Annotated in this window: 14 protein-coding genes; 10 read left to right on the forward strand and 4 right to left on the reverse strand. The window is 58.0% G+C overall.

Annotated features, from left to right (window positions below):
• Positions 1-3 precede the first annotated feature (3 nt).
• The 4 genes from SADFL11_RS02810 to SADFL11_RS02825 all read left to right on the forward strand — a co-directional run bounded on the left by SADFL11_RS02810 (position 4) and on the right by SADFL11_RS02825 (position 5,652).
• A complete protein-coding gene (locus SADFL11_RS02810; protein ID WP_040452218.1) occupies positions 4-384 on the forward strand; it encodes a response regulator in 381 nt (126 codons plus the stop codon).
• Complete coding sequence (locus SADFL11_RS02815; protein ID WP_008196686.1) at positions 381-2,621, forward strand: methyl-accepting chemotaxis protein; 2,241 nt, start codon at positions 381-383, stop codon at positions 2,619-2,621. The genes SADFL11_RS02810 and SADFL11_RS02815 overlap by 4 nt, the downstream gene beginning before the upstream one ends.
• A gap of 218 nt (positions 2,622-2,839) precedes the next feature.
• Positions 2,840-4,993, forward strand: coding sequence for a sensor domain-containing protein (locus SADFL11_RS02820; protein ID WP_008193640.1), 2,154 nt, complete (start codon positions 2,840-2,842; stop codon positions 4,991-4,993).
• The gene (locus SADFL11_RS02825) at positions 4,954-5,652 is read left to right on the forward strand and encodes an EAL domain-containing protein (protein ID WP_040450729.1); all 699 of its coding nucleotides are present in this window, start codon (positions 4,954-4,956) and stop codon (positions 5,650-5,652) included. The genes SADFL11_RS02820 and SADFL11_RS02825 overlap by 40 nt, the downstream gene beginning before the upstream one ends.
• Before the next feature lie 90 nt (positions 5,653-5,742).
• On the opposite strand, the gene SADFL11_RS02830 is transcribed toward SADFL11_RS02825, so the two are convergent.
• A complete protein-coding gene (locus tag SADFL11_RS02830; protein WP_040450728.1) occupies positions 5,743-6,987 on the reverse strand; it encodes a sensor domain-containing diguanylate cyclase in 1,245 nt (414 codons plus the stop codon).
• 565 nt (positions 6,988-7,552) lie between these two features.
• On the opposite strand from SADFL11_RS02830, the gene SADFL11_RS02835 reads away from it, so the two are divergent.
• On the forward strand, positions 7,553-8,644 hold the full coding sequence (locus SADFL11_RS02835; RefSeq protein WP_008196466.1) for an HD-GYP domain-containing protein: 1,092 nt from the start codon (positions 7,553-7,555) through the stop codon (positions 8,642-8,644).
• A 494-nt stretch (positions 8,645-9,138) separates the two neighbouring features.
• Positions 9,139-10,623 carry a methyl-accepting chemotaxis protein gene (locus SADFL11_RS02840; RefSeq protein ID WP_008196795.1) on the forward strand — a complete coding sequence of 495 codons (1,485 nt, stop codon included), beginning with the start codon at positions 9,139-9,141 and terminating at the stop codon, positions 10,621-10,623.
• Here SADFL11_RS02840 and SADFL11_RS02845 read toward each other — a convergent pair.
• Positions 10,609-10,881 (reverse strand): hypothetical protein, encoded by a 273-nt coding sequence (locus SADFL11_RS02845; RefSeq protein WP_040450726.1) that lies wholly within the window; start codon positions 10,879-10,881, stop codon positions 10,609-10,611. The two genes, SADFL11_RS02840 and SADFL11_RS02845, sit on opposite strands and share 15 nt — an antisense overlap.
• 46 nt (positions 10,882-10,927) lie before the next feature.
• On the reverse strand, positions 10,928-12,064 hold the full coding sequence (locus SADFL11_RS02850) for a hypothetical protein (protein WP_008191641.1): 1,137 nt from the start codon (positions 12,062-12,064) through the stop codon (positions 10,928-10,930).
• Positions 12,065-12,367: 303 nt separating this feature from the next.
• On the opposite strand from SADFL11_RS02850, the gene SADFL11_RS25185 reads away from it, so the two are divergent.
• A complete protein-coding gene (locus SADFL11_RS25185; protein ID WP_167578942.1) occupies positions 12,368-12,523 on the forward strand; it encodes a hypothetical protein in 156 nt (51 codons plus the stop codon).
• A 218-nt stretch (positions 12,524-12,741) separates the two neighbouring features.
• Complete coding sequence (locus tag SADFL11_RS02855; protein WP_008193667.1) at positions 12,742-13,953, forward strand: MFS transporter; 1,212 nt, start codon at positions 12,742-12,744, stop codon at positions 13,951-13,953.
• Positions 13,954-14,224: 271 nt separating this feature from the next.
• Here SADFL11_RS02855 and SADFL11_RS02860 read toward each other — a convergent pair whose 3' ends face one another.
• Positions 14,225-15,127 carry a LysR family transcriptional regulator gene (locus tag SADFL11_RS02860; RefSeq protein WP_008196540.1) on the reverse strand — a complete coding sequence of 301 codons (903 nt, stop codon included), beginning with the start codon at positions 15,125-15,127 and terminating at the stop codon, positions 14,225-14,227.
• Positions 15,128-15,282: 155 nt separating this feature from the next.
• On the opposite strand from SADFL11_RS02860, the gene speB reads away from it, so the two are divergent.
• The gene (speB, locus tag SADFL11_RS02865) at positions 15,283-16,200 is read left to right on the forward strand and encodes an agmatinase (RefSeq protein ID WP_050776124.1); all 918 of its coding nucleotides are present in this window, start codon (positions 15,283-15,285) and stop codon (positions 16,198-16,200) included.
• Between the two features lie 44 nt (positions 16,201-16,244).
• Positions 16,245-17,327, forward strand: a complete 1,083-nt coding sequence (locus SADFL11_RS02870) for a polyamine ABC transporter substrate-binding protein (protein WP_008192409.1) — start codon at positions 16,245-16,247, stop codon at positions 17,325-17,327.
• Positions 17,328-17,339: the final 12 nt, after the last annotated feature.

The following is a 17,339-nucleotide window of genomic DNA, read 5'->3' on the forward strand; positions in this document are numbered from 1 at the left end:
GTCATGGCGCATATTCTTGTTGTTGATGATGTCGAAGGCGTGCGGAGATCAATTGCGGCCGGCTTAAAACGCGCCGGCCATACGGTCGACGAAGCCGACTCTGGCGTTTCGGCGCTCTCAACGCTCAGATCCGTCAAACCGGATCTTGTTATCACGGATATGCTGATGCCCGAAATGGACGGTCTCGATCTCATCGACGAGATCAAGTCCGGTTCCGCGGGGCCCTATCCGGTTCTTGCCATCTCCGGGGGCGGCAGTTTTGTGTCGACGGGCGATGCGCTCAAAGTTGCCGAGACGACCGCTGACGGAATTCTCGAAAAACCTTTTGACAGCACCGAACTTGACGCCGCCGTGCGCGCACTTCTCGGCGAGGTTCAAAAATGACACTGCACAGCCTGTCTATCAGTTGGAAGGTCGGCCTTGGCTTGTCCGTTCTTGTCTTGGCCCTGGTTGGACTTGCTGCGAAAGCGACCCTGACACTTTCCAAGATAGATGCAAATTTCAGCTATTATCAGCGTGCGGCGGCAGAGGCTGAGCGGGCGGTTGATCTGAAAGCGGCAACGCAGGCGTTTGTCGGTTCAGCCAAAGAGTATATCGCCCGCAACACGGAGGCGCGATACCAGTCCGCTCAGGAGCGTTTTGAAACCGTCCATGGCAAACTCGATGCAGCTCTTGAGGTGGCGCATGGGGATTTTGAAACTGCCGCACTTGCGGCCCAGTCCCTGCTGGGCCCCACCCGGCAAAGCTTCAGTGAGTTTGCTGTTTTCAGAAATGACCGGAACGATCTCACCGAAACTGCGCTCCCAGCACTTGCCGACCGGTTTGAATCCCTGCTGGCGGGTTTCGCAGATCAAGGACATCAAGGCGCAGACGCTGCCCTGCTCCATCTGATGCGGGCGAAGTTTCACACCTACAGGTACCTGACGCGCTACGACGGGGCACAGCTTGATGCCGCCGCCAAGGCCGTCGCTGACCTGGAAGATGCCTTGCAGGACCTGCCCGACAGCCCGGATCGCAGCTCCGCACTTGGCATGACTGCGGAGTTCTCGGACGCCCTCGGACACCTGACCCGAACCGTTGAGAAGGAGGCAACGGCTTCCGCCGCATTTTTTGATCAGGGCGTGCGGCCCTTGCTCGCCTCAGCGGAACGTATGGCCGACATCGCGCATGGTTATGAGCAGGAGGTTGCGACGCGGATTGCTGCGGAAAAACAGAGTGCCTTGTGGACCGTCAGCCTGGTGGTGGGCCTCGCTCTGCTGCTTGCGGGCGCTGTGACCGTTTGGCTTCGCCGTACAGTGTCGCAGCCCATCAAGCGCATGACCGACCTCATGGGAAAAATCGCCGCCGAGGAGCCGGATGTAGAGATCCCTGGAACATTGCGCCAGGACGAGATCGGTGCCATGGCGCGGGCCTTGGAAGTGTTCGACAAGGCCGGCCGGGACCGACGTGCCCTTCAGGAGGAACAGGCGCATACACGCGCGGAGGCACGAAAGCGCCAGGACGAAATCGATCAGCTGGTGGCGATGTTCGGAAAAACCGTTCAACATGTCCTCGGTCAATTGCGCAATGCCTTTGATGGCATGGGCAAAAGTTCGACCAGCCTGGTGGCGTCAGCCGATGACAACGTGGACAATGCCGGCCGGGTCGCCTCAAGTGTTGACCGCACCGCAGACAACACCCGCGGGGCCGCAGCAGCCACCCAAGAACTTTCCTCTTCCATTGAAGAGATCAGCTCCCAAATCTCCAAGGCCCGCGACATGGCTGACAATGCCGCGGGCGTTGCCGCGGAAGTGGGAGATCGGGTTGGCGATCTTGGCGGAGCGATCGACCGGATTTCTTCCGTGGTGGACTCAATCCGGGCGATCTCGGAACAAACCAATCTTCTGGCCCTCAATGCAACCATCGAGGCTGCGCGCGCGGGCGAGGCGGGCAAGGGATTTGCGGTCGTCGCTTCTGAAGTCAAACAACTTGCCAGCCAGACCACGCTCGCCACGGAGGAGGTGGCGGAGGCTGTCGCCCTGGTGCGCCACTCCAGCCACGAGGCCGTGTCGGCCACCGACCAGATCAAAGCCGCGGTTAATGCCCTGAATGAGGTGTCGCAATCCGTGGCCGCAGCAACCACGGAACAGCAGGCCGCGACCGAGGAAATCGCGCGCGCCGTTCAAATGGTCAGTCATGAAACCGATACGATCCAGGAAGATATGAAAGCGGTTTTCGGAACAGGCCAATCCACGCGCAGCGTCGCTGGCGACGTGCGCATGGCCGCCGAACGCCTGGTCGCGGACACCAACGAGTTTTCTGACGAAGTGGTCCTTTTTCTCGATGGGTTGGGTCAGAATACGGTGCGCGAGAAAATCGAGCGCAGATCCCTGCGTGTCGATGCGAGACTGACCGCCGACGGCCAAACCCAGCCTGCCGTGATTGAGACAATGTCGCCTGCCTCGCTGGAACTGTGCGTTCAGACACCTCCGTCCCCGGCGACCAAGCTGGAGCTCGATATCCCGGGACTGGGTTATGTCCGGGGCCGGGTTGCCGATGTTCAGGGCAACCGGGTCTTTGTGCAGCTGCCGCTCGATCGCGAGAGTGTGGAACGCACCGCAAGATATCTGAAAGTCGCTTAGAATCTTGAGGTCGGGCGGAGGACATGGTCGATCTTTTGCCAGGAAACTCTAGATTATTCAGGAATATGACCGGTCACACACACTTTTGATCCCAGGCCGTATGGACGAAGTGGAAACGGAGTGCCTTGAACTTGAACGATGCAAATCCCGGCGAAAGGTCCCTCTCATTCGTCCACCGGGCCTCACTTTTTTCTGATGCCATTCAAGGATGAGAGACAGTGTCTGCGAAAAACGGAACGCGAAACGGGATTGAGGCGACGGCCCGTCAGATCTTGGGGCTGGCAGATGTTTTTCAATGGCGGTCGAATGCACAGCACTATCTGACCAACGCCGAGCCGGACGCTTCCAAAGATGACCGGGCCTTGATCACCACTCACTGGGTCGGCAAACAGCTGTGGGATCTTCCGGTGACTTTGGATCAGCAACAGCAGCTGCGCAAGCGCCTTGCCATCCACAAACCGTTGGAACGGATGCGCTTTCGTGTTCGGCATGCGGGCCAAGAGCTGGTCGACATCGATCTGAGCGGTTTGCCCGTGTTTGCGCCCTCGGGCGCGTTTCAAGGCTATGAGGGTGTCTGGCAAGTGGCCCATCGGAGACTTGTCTCCGAGATGGAAACCCGCCGGATCAAGGGGCTGGAACTTGCCGTCAACAAGCCGATTATCGTCACGGACCGCTCGGGATTGATCGAATGGGTCAGTCCTGCCTTCACGACGCTGACGGGCTATGCTCTTGAGGAGGTTGTCGGCAAAACACCTGGGTCTTTCTTGCAGTGTGCGGAAACAGATCCCGAAACCGTCCTTGAAATCGGAACGGCTGTACGGGCGGGACAGCCGATCCGCAGGCAAATCCTCAATCAGCGCAAGACGGGCGAGCAGTACTGGTTCGATGTCAGCATTCAGCCGATCGCCGGCGCAGACGGTGCATGCGAGGGGTTTGTCGCCGTTCAACCAGACGTCACAGATCTTGTTCGTGCCCGGGAACAGTTTCGCGATCTTCTGGTCAACCTTCCCGCCGGCGTGATCCACACCGATGAAACGGGTCTCGTGGTCGATTGCAATCTCGAGGCGTGCCGGATCCTCAACAAGACCCGAGAGGCTCTTTTGTCGCGGTCCCTGACAGATGCGATCGTCCGCCTTTTCAATCGTGACGGATCTGCTCTCCACTCTTGCCAGAACCCTGCTCTTCGCATCCTTGAGAACGGGGACCGGATTGAAAATGAAGTCTTCGGGATCGGCTTCGCCGATGGTCAAAAGAAATTCATTCGCGTCAGCTCAGCGCCGACCTGGAATGTATTGGAGCAGCGTCAGGAACACGTTTTCAGTTTCATTGATGTGACCCAAGACGAGGAGGGACGGCAACGGCTTGAGCAAACCACGGATCTTCTGCATGAGGTTGTCGAGACCATCCCGGATGCCCTTGCAGCCTTTGATGCAGACGACCGCCTGATCCTTTTCAATGAAAACTACCTCAAGACGTATCAGGCCTCTGCCCCGGCCATAAAGCTGGGGGCACAGTTTGAGGATATTCTTCGCTACGGGCTGGAGCACGGGCAATACGGGGAGGTGGGCGATCATCCCGAAGACAAGACCGCTTGGCTCTCCCGGCGTCTTGCAGCTCACACGGCGAAGACACCCCCCAAAGCCCTTCAAAAACTGGGAAATGACAGGTGGCTTCAGATCCGCGAACGCCGCAGCGCCTCGGGGACCGTGGTGGGTGTGCGTACGGACATTACGAGCTTGAAGCGGGCCGAAGAAAACGCACATATTGCCGCACGTACGGATTCACTCACGGGCCTTTCAAACCGTAGGGTCCTTCTTAACGTGCTGGAGGCGCGCGCGCGGCAAAAGGATCGCTGCTGTGCGCTGTTTCTGATCGATCTCGATCACTTCAAGCTCGTGAACGACACTTACGGTCACGAGGCGGGTGACGCCTTGTTGTGTGCCACCGCCGAACGCCTCCGACAGCTGGCCGGGCCAGAGGATCTTTGCGTGCGTCTTGGCGGCGATGAGTTTGCCCTGTTCGTGGCCTCTATCGAACCGGCGCAGGATCTCCCGGACATTGCCAGCAGGATCATGTCCAGTCTCAATCGTCCCGTCGAGCTCTGTGGACGAACTTATCGGCCTGTGCAGTCGATCGGCGGCACCCTCATTGAAACAGAGCCGTTGGATGCCGACGCGATCGTTAGGCATGCGGATGCTGCGCTATATGCTGCAAAACAGGCTGGCGGTGGGGTCTTTCGTCTTTTTGATTCTGACATCGGGCAGAAGCAAGATCGCTTCAACACCCTTGCCCAGGCGTTGAAAAGTGCGGTGTATCTGACCAGATCGACGTCGTGTTTCAGCCACAGGTCGATGTTGTCACGGGCGGAATAAGCGGGTTTGAGGCCCTTGCCCGCTGGACACTAAACAGAACGGCGATCCCCCCCTTTGAATTCGTGCAGATTGCCGAGGATACCGGTCTGGGGGAGGCCCTCGGCACAGCGATCATGACCAAAGTTCTTCATCTCGCCCGGCGCTTTTTGTTGCCGCCGGGGTCCGGAGTGACCATTGCGCTCAATCTGGCGACATCACAGCTCAGATCGGCGCGTTTCTTCGAGCGTTTGATCCTGTCGCTTGAGGCAAATGGCGTTTCGCCTAGCTCTCTGGAGCTGGAAATTCCGGAAACGGTGTTGCTCGATCGACATCAAGGCGAGATCCTCAACAACTTGCGGAAGGCCCGGAGCTTGGGCATTGGCGTGGCTCTCGATGATTTCGGTACCGGGTTCGCCTCGCTGAGCCATGTTACCGAACTTCCCCTGACGGGATTGAAACTTGACAAGTCCTTCGTGCGGCGGATGAAGCGGGACCGTGGGTCCGCCGTGATTGCCGGGTCGATCATCGCAATGGCAAAGGGACTGGACCTCAGTTGCGTGGCCGAGGGGGTCGAGACTGAAGACGAACTGCACTTCCTCAAAGATCTTGGATGCACTCTTGTCCAAGGGTATTACACCGGCCGGCCTGTTCCAGCCGCTGTGGCCGCAGACCTTCTTTAAGCGGTGCGCTGCCGGGAGTTGTGCCCCGTGTGAGGGATTCGCGCCGAATTGCAACGTCACACTTCTCCAAAGAGCCATGCGGGTGGTAGTTCAGCCGTTCGGGGCCAGCCTATGGCAATTGCGGCCGTCTTCCTTGGCCTTGTAAAGGGCCGCATCTGCGCGGGCGATGACTTGCTCGGCCGTGCCAGAGGGGTCGGACAGCGCCAGCCCCTGGCTGATCGTCGGGCGTATGGGCCCGTCCTTATGCATAATTTCGAGGTTTGCGACCGTTCCGCGGATCCGTTCGGCAACGTCGACGGCCATGTTTGTGTCGGTCCCACTCAGCAAAATGAGAAATTCTTCACCGCCATACCGTCCGACGTGGTCATAGCCGCGCAAGGTGTCTTTGATGGTCGCTGCCACCGTCCTTAAGACCTCGTCGCCGGCCAGATGGCCGAAGCGGTCATTGATGCTCTTGAAATGGTCGAGATCCGCCATGATCACCACAAGGGGGGCTTGTGTGCGGGCCGCCTTGCACAGCTCGCTTTCCAGCAGATTGAAGATGGCGCCGCGGTTGAGCACTCCGGTCAGGGCGTCATGCATCGCCTGGTCCTTCAGCTTTTGATGGGCCTCCATCAACTGGCCGTTGAGTTCGTAAAGCTGCTGGTACAAGAGGCTCTTTTCAATCAGCACCGACACCTGACCGGCGATCTGCAAGAAGATGTCATGGTGCAAATCCCGATAGGTGTTCTTCTCCCGGCTGGAAAAGAATAAAAAGCCCAACGGTTTGCCATTTGCAATCAATGGGCATGTCAGGTTCGACAAGATCCCCTCGGCCAGGATCGTGCGTGTTGCCTTGGATCCCGGGTTGTCCCTCTGATAGGCCTCCAGATCGTTGATGATGCGTGGCTCTCCGGTGGCAAGAATGGTTTGAAGGCTGCTGCCCGACATGGACGCTGCGTAGTTCTTGCTGATGCGCATATCCGGATAATCCGCCTTTGCCCAAAAGGCCCGGACCCGCGCGCCATTTTCTTCCAAAAGCGCGCAGCCGATCCGGTCATAGGGGATTAGAGTGGAGAATGTCTTGTAGATGCGGTCCAGAACGTTTTCGGCAAACAGTTCGCTGCCGATTTCCTCCGACAACGTCTGCAGTTTGTGAAACTGTTCAAACCGCTGTTCGAGCCAATCGCCGAGCTCGGCCAGTTCCTCGCCAAAGGTATCCAGCGGCCCGCTGACGTGATCGGGAACGGGGATGCCATCAAACTGCATCTTGCGCATCTGGCGTAGGGCCGAACCATAGACCTCCAAACGCTGAAGGTCTTCATATGTCACGGGCTGGTTATGGGGTTTGCTCATGCCCTTTGCCTCTGTCCTCAATCGTTTCCTCTGCGCAGGATCCGTTGTTCTTCAAAAGGGCCAGCGGGGTGACGTTTGTCTTTTTTGGACAGCCGGCCGAAGGGTGTACGGCGCACATCACGTAGCGTAAGAGGCAAATCCTAACAGAAAGGTGGAAGCAATCGTTTGCCTGTGTGTCGCGGCGAACAGTTGCAGGCTCTTTTCACCGATGGGACCCTTAAGAGCACTTTCCTGGCCCCATGGTCGCGGTTCTTTCTCAGCCAAAGGTCGCGGGCCCGACCGTGCCGCAAGTGTCTGAACGAAAACCAAAAGACTTGGAGTGCATAACTTCAATATATCCGTAATATTGACAATAAAATGCGCCGGACGGGTCAATTTATAAAACATAACCCCCCAAATTCTGCCAATCAAAAAAGGTTTTGTTAGATTGTTTCAAGTATTCGAAGATATGTGAAGTCTGCGCAGTCCTGATCGGAGCGGTGGGGGGTCCTGTTTGGCCGGGTCTCGGGTCTGGACATCCAGGCCTTCGTTCATCGGGTGCAACAACGGCAGGACTTAAAAAACCATGTTCTTGAGGGTTCTTGACAGCAAATTTCCCTACAAAAGTGCCCTTCGCCTGGTTGAAGACAGATACGGTTTCTTCGACATCGATATTGAAGACACGATCCAGACTTCCGAAGCCGAATACCTCTCGCTTGTCGTCTTTGATCTCAAGATCAACTCCGACCATCAGCGCAGGCGTGTGCAGGACCAGTTGCGCGCGCTGGGAAACGTGCCGATCGTCGTCATTTGCGACGTGAAGTCCCAATCCGAATGCGCCTTCTGGAAAGGGGCCGGGCAGAACACTCTCATTCACAAGAATGAAAAACCCGCCAATATCATGGCCATCATAAGCAAGGTCATGGAAGACTACATCCACGGCATTCGCAACGCGGACAACGCGCCTGACATTGCCATGAAAGCCGCCAATGCCGCCTTGACGAGCATGGCGGAAAGCGTGCGGTCGCGAGAGGCGCTCAAAGATCAGATGCTTGATGTCGCGGCCCAGCACATTGTTTCGCTGCTCAACAACAATCGGGCCAGCGACTGGCTCAGCATTGTGGAAATGCATCACAGCCAGACCTTTCAGCACTGCATGACCGTTGCGAGCAATCTCACGCTTTTTTCCATCGGGTTGGGCCTGTCGCCCAAGGAACACTGCCACATGACCAAGGCAGGCCTCATGCACGACCTTGGCAAACTTTTTGTGCCGCTCGACATCCTCGACAAACCCGGGAAGTTGTCGGCCGAGGAATACAGCGTTGTCAAAGAGCACCCGCGCACCGGGGCCGACTTCTTGTCCGAACACAGCTGTCTGCCGCAGTCGATCATCGACATGACCCGGTCCCATCACGAGTTTCTGGACGGATCCGGCTATCCAGACGGGCTGTCCGCCGATGAGATTTCGCCCATGGTCCGGATGATGACGATTGCCGACATCTTTTCGGCCCTGACCGAAAAACGCGCCTACAAAGAGGTCTACAGTCCCCGGGTTGCCATGGGCATGATGTGGGACATGAAAGGCAAACTAGACCCCGAGTTACTCAAGCAATTTGCCAACATCGTCTGCGGGACACGGGTTGGCAAGGTTGGTGCGCGCCGCAGAGGCGCGGCCTGACGGGCGTTTTCCAGGCTGTGCGGTGTGGTGGTGTTGTTTTGCGTGCTCTTTGGTATTGAGGCGCAGGTCAACCGGCAGGGTTTCTTCAGTGAATTTCTGGATGGGGAGGGTAGGGCCTTTATCGCAGCTCTGGAAACGAGTGGATCCCCGATCCGGTCGGGGATGACATCAGAGGGGGAGGCGGGGTTTGGCTTTCCAACTTCGATTGAAGGCTGCGCTCCTGCGGCGCGTGCGCAAACGCCAATTCGATTGATTTGCCGGCAGGAGTGTCCTTATGTTTTTGGTCACACGGGCTTTTGGACGTCATTCATTGCCTGAGTGCACGTGACGCTGCTCCAAACCGACAATCTGGGTGTAGCTGCGCCTCCTGGCGCACGGACGGATCGCACCTTGCACAGTCTGACGTTCATAGCCGATTGTTTTTTAGTTAATCTTTAATCCCGACTCGCCAAACTCCCGTTAAGTCACTTCACGGTTTCCAAGGGAAACAGGCGATGTTTGGTTTTGGCAGAACGGGTTCGGCGACGTCTCAGAAACTCGCGGTGCTGGAGCATGTGTCGTCGGCGGTCATGATTGCCGACAACAACCGCAATATCGTTTATATCAACAAGGCCCTTGCAACCTTTCTGGGGGCCAATGAAGCTGCGATCCAAACAGACCTGCCGGCTTTCAAGATCGATGGCCTTGTCGGCGCGAATATCGACATCTTCCACAAGAACCCGGAGCATCAAAAGCGCATGATCGGCGCCATGGACGGCGTTTTTGAGACGATGATCGAGGTTGGTGGTACGAAGTTTGATCTGATTGCACAGCCAATCCTGGATGGGGCAACGCGGCTTGGAACCATGGTCGAGTGGCGGGATGCCAGCGACCGACTGGCCCGCCAGGACTACAAGGCCCAGATCGATGCCGTTGGCCGAAACCAGGCTGTGATCAGTTTCACGCCCGACGGCCATATTCTGGAAGCGAATGAGAATTTCCTGGTAACATCTGGTTACGCTGCGCACGAGATTGTGGGCAAGCACCATCGGATGTTCATGCCGGACAACCAGCGTCAGACGGCAGACTACGTCCGGTTCTGGCAGGAGCTTGCCGATGGGCAAGCCAAGTTTGGCGAGTATGAACGGGTTACGAAGGCGGGCGAGACCGTCTGGTTGAGCGCCAGCTACAATCCCCTGCTGGATGACACCGGTCAGGTCATCAAGGTCGTCAAGTTCTGTTCCGATATTACCGACACGGTGGTCCGCCGTCAGAAGCGGCGGACCGCACAGCAGCTGATTTCCGATGACATCGGCCGGATCACCGGCTCGGTCTCTGCTGCCAACGAGCGGGCTGCGATCGTTGCCACATCGGCCGACCAGGCCTCTGAAAATGTCCAGACGATGGCGGCGAGCGTCGAAGAGCTGGTGGCCTCGGTCAATGAAATCAATCAGCAAGTGGTTGAAGCCAGCGGGATTTCCCAGCGGGCAGAAGCGGAGGCCGGGCGCACCACGTCGACCGTTGAGGGCCTGTCCGAGGCGGCGTCTGAAATCGACAACGTGGTCAAGCTGATTTCCGAAATCGCGGAACAAACCAATCTGCTCGCGTTGAACGCAACGATCGAAGCAGCCCGGGCCGGTGAGGCGGGCAAGGGCTTTGCCGTGGTCGCCGCGGAAGTCAAGGAGCTGGCGACCCAGACCAGCAAGGCAACCGACGAAATCGGGCAAAGCATTCAACGGGTGATCACCAGCACCGGCGATGCCATAAGTGCCATCCAGGTGATCACGGACACGATTTCCAAGATCAAGGAGATCAACACCACGATCTCGTCGGCCGTTGAAGAACAGTCGGCGACAACGCGGGAAATGTCCGGATCCATGCAGGTGGCAGCCGCGGGTGTGCGCGAAATCTCGACCGGAATCCGGGAGATTTCAGACGCGGCCAACGAAATCGATACCTCGATCCAAACCGTTCAAAAGGCCGCGTCAGAAATGGGCTGACATAGGGCCGTGACTTTCGGCTTCGGTGCCAGCACGCCCAGAGAGTTCTGAGCGCCCCTCGGCCAAGACCTGGTCCCCAAAGCCCTTTTGCCGCAGTGCGGGCTTGTTGGCCCTGTGGCTGGCGAGCCTGATTTTTGGGCGCAGGACAACCGCAAGGTCATCATCGCCGGTTGCCGGGGCGGAGAGGGCGGTGATCTGAAACGCCGCTTTCAGCTGTGCCGTGGACGCGTATCCGGATCTATGGCCGGTTCGTCTCACGGATTTTGCCGACCATACCCCATACCGACCGGAAGCCTGCGCCCACTCAGCCGAAAAAGACGAGGTTCTGGAGATCGGCTTGCACGTTGCCCATGGTGGATTTGATCGAGCGGGTTTCCGACTTCAGGACATTTGTCGAGGCCTTGATGCTGTCGGTCTCGCAGGCGAGCGTCGTGATGTCGTTTTTAAGGGCCGCCAGTTTTGCATCCACGGACACAGCGCCAAACACCGTCTCGTTCAGATTGATTTCCTTGCCGGTCAAACTGATGTCGAACGCGGTGATGCCAACGTCAAAGAGGCCGATGTTGATGTCGAGCGCCGTTGCAATGTTGAGCGAGGCAGCGGCCCGGTAGGAAAAGCCCGCGCCGAAATAAAACTCCAGGAACGTGCCCCGGAAGATCGAGGTGTTGTGGCCCCAAATGTCCTCGAAATTGTCGGCGCGCATGATGGTCGAATTGTCTTCCGTGATGTCCGCCGTGCTGGTGCCGTTGACCTGCAGGTAGAGCGACTTTCCCTCAATATAGACATCCGAATTGCCCTCATCGGCGATGATTTCGATGCCCTTGTCTCCTGAGTTGTTGACGCCCCTGGTGGTGTAGTTGTCATTGCTGGCGACACCGGAGCGCAGGCTGATCTTCTTCTTGGCCTTGACGGTGAACTTGTCCCCGGATGTGTTGTCGATCGCGCCATTGACCGTCACAAGGGCCATGTTCTGATCACTTTGGATGTGGATCTGTTCGGCCGCATGCACATAGACCTTCTCCCCGGAGCGCAGGAGAACGCGCCCGTCGCAGGCCAGCAAGATCCCTTGCCGTTTGGTGACGTTGCCGTTTTCGCCAGTTGTCTGCTTGCCCGGTGCGTTGAGGTGCGCCTCGGCGCTGGTCTCATCGGAAATATGCTGGGCCGGATAGACGTCGGATTGGACCGTTGCCAAGACCCCCGCGCTGTGTCCGGCCTCGGCATCTGCCGGCTCTTCCAGATCCGAGTATCCGCCCAGCCGCAACACCGCGCCGAGCCCCATGTCATCGGCGATTGTTGCGTCGGAGCCAAAGTCTGCCGGAACATAAAAATAGGTGTAGGTGTTCTGGTGATGGGTCCCGGAGCCCTGTGGTTTGACGTTTTTCTTCTCGGGCGTGCCGATGACTTCACGGATCCTGGAGATTTCATCTTCCGTCAAGCTCATGGTTGTCTGCCCTCTTTGAAAAAAATCTTGAAAGTTCCCTAACGGTAGATCCTATCGTTCTTGAGCCGGGAAACATTGTTTTGTTTCATAAAACTGAAACAATTGCCTTTGCCCCGTGGTCTTAAAGCTCTGCACTGTCCTTCGGGCCGGGGGGCTTGGTGGACGCATCTGCGGTTCAGCGCGGCGGCGGGAGACACCGGTGAGGTGTTGCGGGCGGCCTCTTCGCGGTCGTGCCGACCGTGGATTTTAAGGCACAGGATAAGCGGCAGTTTGGCGCCGAATTTCTGCAGGGGGAGAAGGGGCTTGATCGCAGACTCCAGCTGCGCGGTGACGACCAGCTGCGGGTGCATGATTGTTGTCGGGCTGCCTGCCATGCCTTTCGGTTCATCGGCCCAGCGGCATGTTGGCGAGGCTCTGATCCGGGACGCTGGCGCGCCCGGTGTGGTGTCTTGCGCTTAAAACGGGGATCCGCATTGTCTTTGGTCGGTGGTGTTCGAACAGCTGTGTCAAACCGGCGGTCCTTTCCATGGAAAAAACAACAAAACTTTCTTCTGGTGGTGGGAAGCCGGATCGAGGTTCCATATGTCACAGGGTGCGCATCCGGGGTGGGCTTGCTCCAACCCCCTTGCGGATTGATCCATAAAGACGCCACAAAAATCGCGGCTGGAGGCCGTGCAATGAATTTGACCGTTCTCAGTCCTGCCGGTTCCCCGCCACGCCAGATCTCCCTGATCCTGCTGTCGGCGATCTCGATCGTGTCCCTGAACATGCACATTCCGTCCCTGACCGCGATGAGCGCTGACTTCGGTGTGTCTTATGCCGACATCAGCCTGTCCATCTCGCTCTACATGGTTTTGACGGCCTGTCTTCAGATCGTGGCCGGACCGCTGTCCGACCGGTATGGCCGCCGGCCGGTCCTGCTGGCCGCGGTCACCATCTTCCTGGCCGCTTCGGCCGGCTGCGCACTGGCCGAGGACTTCTGGGTGTTCATGGTGTTCCGCCTTGTTCAAGGAGCCATCGCAACCGCGGCGGTGATCTCCCGTGCCATTGTCAGGGACAGCGCCGCGCCGCAAAACGCTGCCGTCCGTCTGGGTGAAATCGGCATGGCCATGGCCCTTGCGCCCATGCTGGCGCCGATGCTTGGCGGGCTTCTGGAAAGCGGCTTTGGATGGAGATCGACCTTCTGGGCCTTTGCCCTTGCCGCCGCCGCTTTGTGGCTGTTGTCCTGGAAAGACGTTGGTGAGACCAACGCAAGCCGTCACAGCAGTTTTGGCGACCAATTGAAGGGGTATCCTGCGCTCGCCGCCGACCCGGCGTTCTGGAGCTACACGCTTTGCATGGCGTTTTCCGTCGGCGTGTTCTTTGTCTACATCACCGGGATCCCGCTGGTCGCAACCGGGTATTTCGGCATGTCTCCCGTTGGGACCGGGGTCGTGATGGGACTGCCGCCCGTTGGCTTCATGCTGGGCAACTGGATTGTCATCCGCTTGGGCCAGAAGGTTCCCCTGTCGTTGCTGATGATGACCGGACGGCTCGTCACCCTGGTTGCCCTCCTGATCGCGGCGCTGCTCCTTTCCCTTGGACGCGCGGATGCATTGTCGTTCTTTCCCTGGATGATTGCGATCGGCATCGGCAACGGTCTTACAATGCCGTCGGCCAATGCGGGTGTCATGTCGGTGAACCCCAAACTGGCCGGGACGGCGTCGGGTCTGTCGGGGGCCATCACCATCCTGATGGGCGCAGGCGCCGCCGCGGCCACGGGCGTGGCGCTGGACGCGATCCCCGGGCCCGCGACACTGCTTTCCATCCTGATCGGCTTTTCGGGCGTTGCGCTTGTGCTGGCCCATGCGGCGAGAGGCGCCGAACAGCGCGTGTCAAACGCCATCTGACCGGATCAGGCCATCACAGGCTCAAAAGGTCTTCGGTTTTTAGCGGACTGTTACGACGTCGCCCATCCATGACCGATGTGGGCCGCGTCCCGGGATCGTGACAAGAAATCAGGACCGCACGTTCGGCCCCGAGCGGTCCTTCGAGCAGGGCTCAACCCGATGAGCTCGTGACGTTTGGCTAGCAGGAACCCGCGCCCGGCTGAAGCGCCGCCTCGCCGAATTGACAAGACGTCATTGGATAAAGGCGAGGTGCCACGGACCGATTACAAGATCAAAGTGGTCTTGCGCTGTGCGCATTTAAAAGGTCCTGCAAAAAGACCCGCAAGGTTTCCGTCTTCCGGTAGCCCTTTCGCGTGATCAAGCTGAAGGTACAGGTGTAGTTCAGTGTGTCAGGCAGCAAGGCGCTCAACTCGCCCGCATCGACCCAGGCCCTTGCATAATGTTCCGGCAGGAACCCGAGATACTGTCCGGACCTGATCAACATGAGTTGCGGTTCTATCTGATGGACCGTCGCTTCGACCGGTCCCAGCAACAGCCGTTTCTCATCAGAGGCCCGCCAATACCCGCGGCGAATGAACGGGTGGTCGGCCAGCACCTCGGTGGTCACAGGCTCCGCTCCCGCAACCAAAGCATGGCTTTGAGCGGCATATAAAAAATGCCGTTCTTCATAGAGTGGAATGGCGTCCAAGCCCGATATCAGATGCGGAAAGCTGCCGATGCCGCAATGATATTCTCCGTCGTGGACTTTTTGCTGCAGCTCCTGGGGCCTGTCCTGCATCAAGGTGAGCGTGACCGCGCCTGAGCGTTTGCGAAACGTTGATATCCCATCCGACACTTTCGAATTTGGATCTGTCGCGATGCTGTCGACAAGGCCTATTCTCAGATCACCCGCAAGCGCGCCCTTCAAGCCGCCGATTTCGGCATCAAAGTCACCGATGGCCTTGAACAGTCTTTGGGCGCTGCTGAGTACAATTTCCCCCTTTTCGGTCAAGCGAAACCCGCTGCGCCCGCGTTGACACAGTTTCACCCCCAAACGCTCTTCAAGCGCGGTCATGTGGTTGGAAATGGTCGACGTTCCAATGTTCAACTCCGCTTCCGCGGCGGAAAACGCTCCATGGCGCGCAACAGCCTCAAACACCTGGAGCAACCGCACATCGCTTCCTGCCAATCGCATGCCCGATACCTTGATAAAACCAAAACCAAGTTTTGATAATATCCTATTTTATCGAACTACGTCACGCTCTAGGCTGACCAAATAATTGGCGTGCTTAAAAATTGTCCAGTCTGGAGGTCGATGTGATCCGCAATCAGCCGCTTGGCGGAAACCAAATGCCACGTTTTGGCGGCAATGCGAGCATGATGCGCCTTCCGGTGCATGACACCGCCGAGGGCCTTGATGCGTGTTTTATCGGGGTGCCCCTGGATATCGGGACATCCAATCGCTCCGGCACGCGTCAGGGGCCGCGCCAGATCAGAGCGGAATCGTGCATGTTGCGCCCCTACAACATGGCGACCGGAGCCGCTCCCTTTGACAGTCTGCAAGTGGCAGATGTCGGTGACGTCGCCCTCAATACATTCGACCTCAAGAAGTCCGTGGCGCTGATTGAAGACGCTTTTGACAGTGTCCTGAAAACCGGCGCGGTCCCTCTTGCGCTGGGGGGCGACCACACGTTGACCTATCCGATCCTCCGCGCAATCGCGAAAAAACACGGTCCGGTTGCCCTGATCCATGTGGATGCCCATGCGGATGTAAATGACGAAATGTTCGGCGAGAAGATCGCGCACGGCACCCCTTTCCGGCGATCTTTGGAGGACGGATGTCTTGCGGCGGACAAGGTGTTTCAAATCGGCCTGCGCGGCACGGGGTATTCTCCAGACGATTTCAACTGGTCCCGCCGCCAGGGCTTTACGGTCATCCCGGCTGAAGACTGCTGGCACACGTCCTTGGTGCCCCTGATGGAGACCATCCGGCAGAAAATCGGGGACCACCCGACGTATGTCTCGTTCGACATTGACAGTCTTGACCCCGCGTTTGCCCCCGGCACGGGCACCGTGGAAATCGGCGGACTGACAATCTGGCAGGCACTCGAAATCATCCGGGGGTGCCGGGGGCTGAACGTTGTCGGGGCCGATCTGGTCGAAGTGTCCCCCCCTTACGACCCGTCCGGCAACACGGCCCTTGTCGGGGCGAACCTCCTGTACGAGTTACTCTGCGTATTGCCCGGGGTTCGCTACACAGATTCCTGAATGTTCCAACAGGTGAGACGCTTTCAGACGGAATTGGAGAAATCATGATCACGACAGGTAAACACAGAGTTCTGAAAACTGCGGTCGCAGCCGCCGCTTTGGCAACTGCGTTCACAGCGATGCCGATGACCGCCAAAGCGGCGGATGAGCTGAACGCGCTGGTCTGGTGCGATCACACCGATCCCGATCTGATCACACCATTTGAAGAAAAGTTCAACGTCAAGGTGAACCTGAAGGAATACGAGGGAACCGGTGCTGCCTTGGCAATCATCGAACAATCCCGCCCTGGCGACTGGGACGTTTTTGTGATCGACGGCGTGGATGTGCCTCGTGCGATCGACGCAGACCTGCTTGCGCCGCTCCCGGCCGATCAGCTGCCGATGGATGACATCTTTCCGGCACTGCGCATGGAAGACAATCATATGCGCGACGGCAATGTTTATGCTGTGTCCGAAAAGTTTGGCTACAACACGGTTTCGTTCAACAAGAGCAAGGTCGACCCGGAAGACATGAAAGACATGTCCGTTCTTTGGTCAGACAAATACAAAGGCCGCATTGCCGTTTATGACTACTATCTGCCCGTCATGGGCATGGTGGCCATGGGGCTTGGCAAGAGCACCTCAGACCTGTCGAGCGATGATCTGCCGGCGATCAAAGACACGCTGTTCAAGATCAAGGACAACGCCAAACTCGTTGGCGAGGTCGTCTCCAGCCAAACCGCTATTGCCACCGGGGAAGTTGATATTCTTGTCGGCGGGGGCGAATGGGTCACCGCGGGTTTGAGTGCCGACAATCCGGACCTTGATTGGATCCTGCCCGAGCAAGGCGGTGTGCGGTGGTCTCAGTCCATCGGCGTGTTCAAGGACAGTGAACGAAAGGATCTGGCCGTTGAATTCGTCAAGTATATCCTGTCTCCAGAGGGCCAAGCCCGGCTGGCCACGTCCTCATGCTATTGGGCGATGCCTGCCAATTCAAAAGCAGAAACACAGTTAACAGAGGCGCAAAAAACCGCGCTGCGGTGGGAGGATCAGGAAGGATACATCGCAAATTCGCAGCTTTATCCGGCGCCTGATGCGGCCCTTGATGCTGAAATGCAGGATGTCTGGACCGAGTTCCTGCAACGCTGAGGCTTGCAGATC

Origin of the sequence: Roseibium alexandrii DFL-11 (assembly GCF_000158095.2) — a bacterium.
In the GTDB taxonomy this organism is placed as follows: Bacteria; Pseudomonadota; Alphaproteobacteria; order Rhizobiales; family Stappiaceae; genus Roseibium; species Roseibium alexandrii.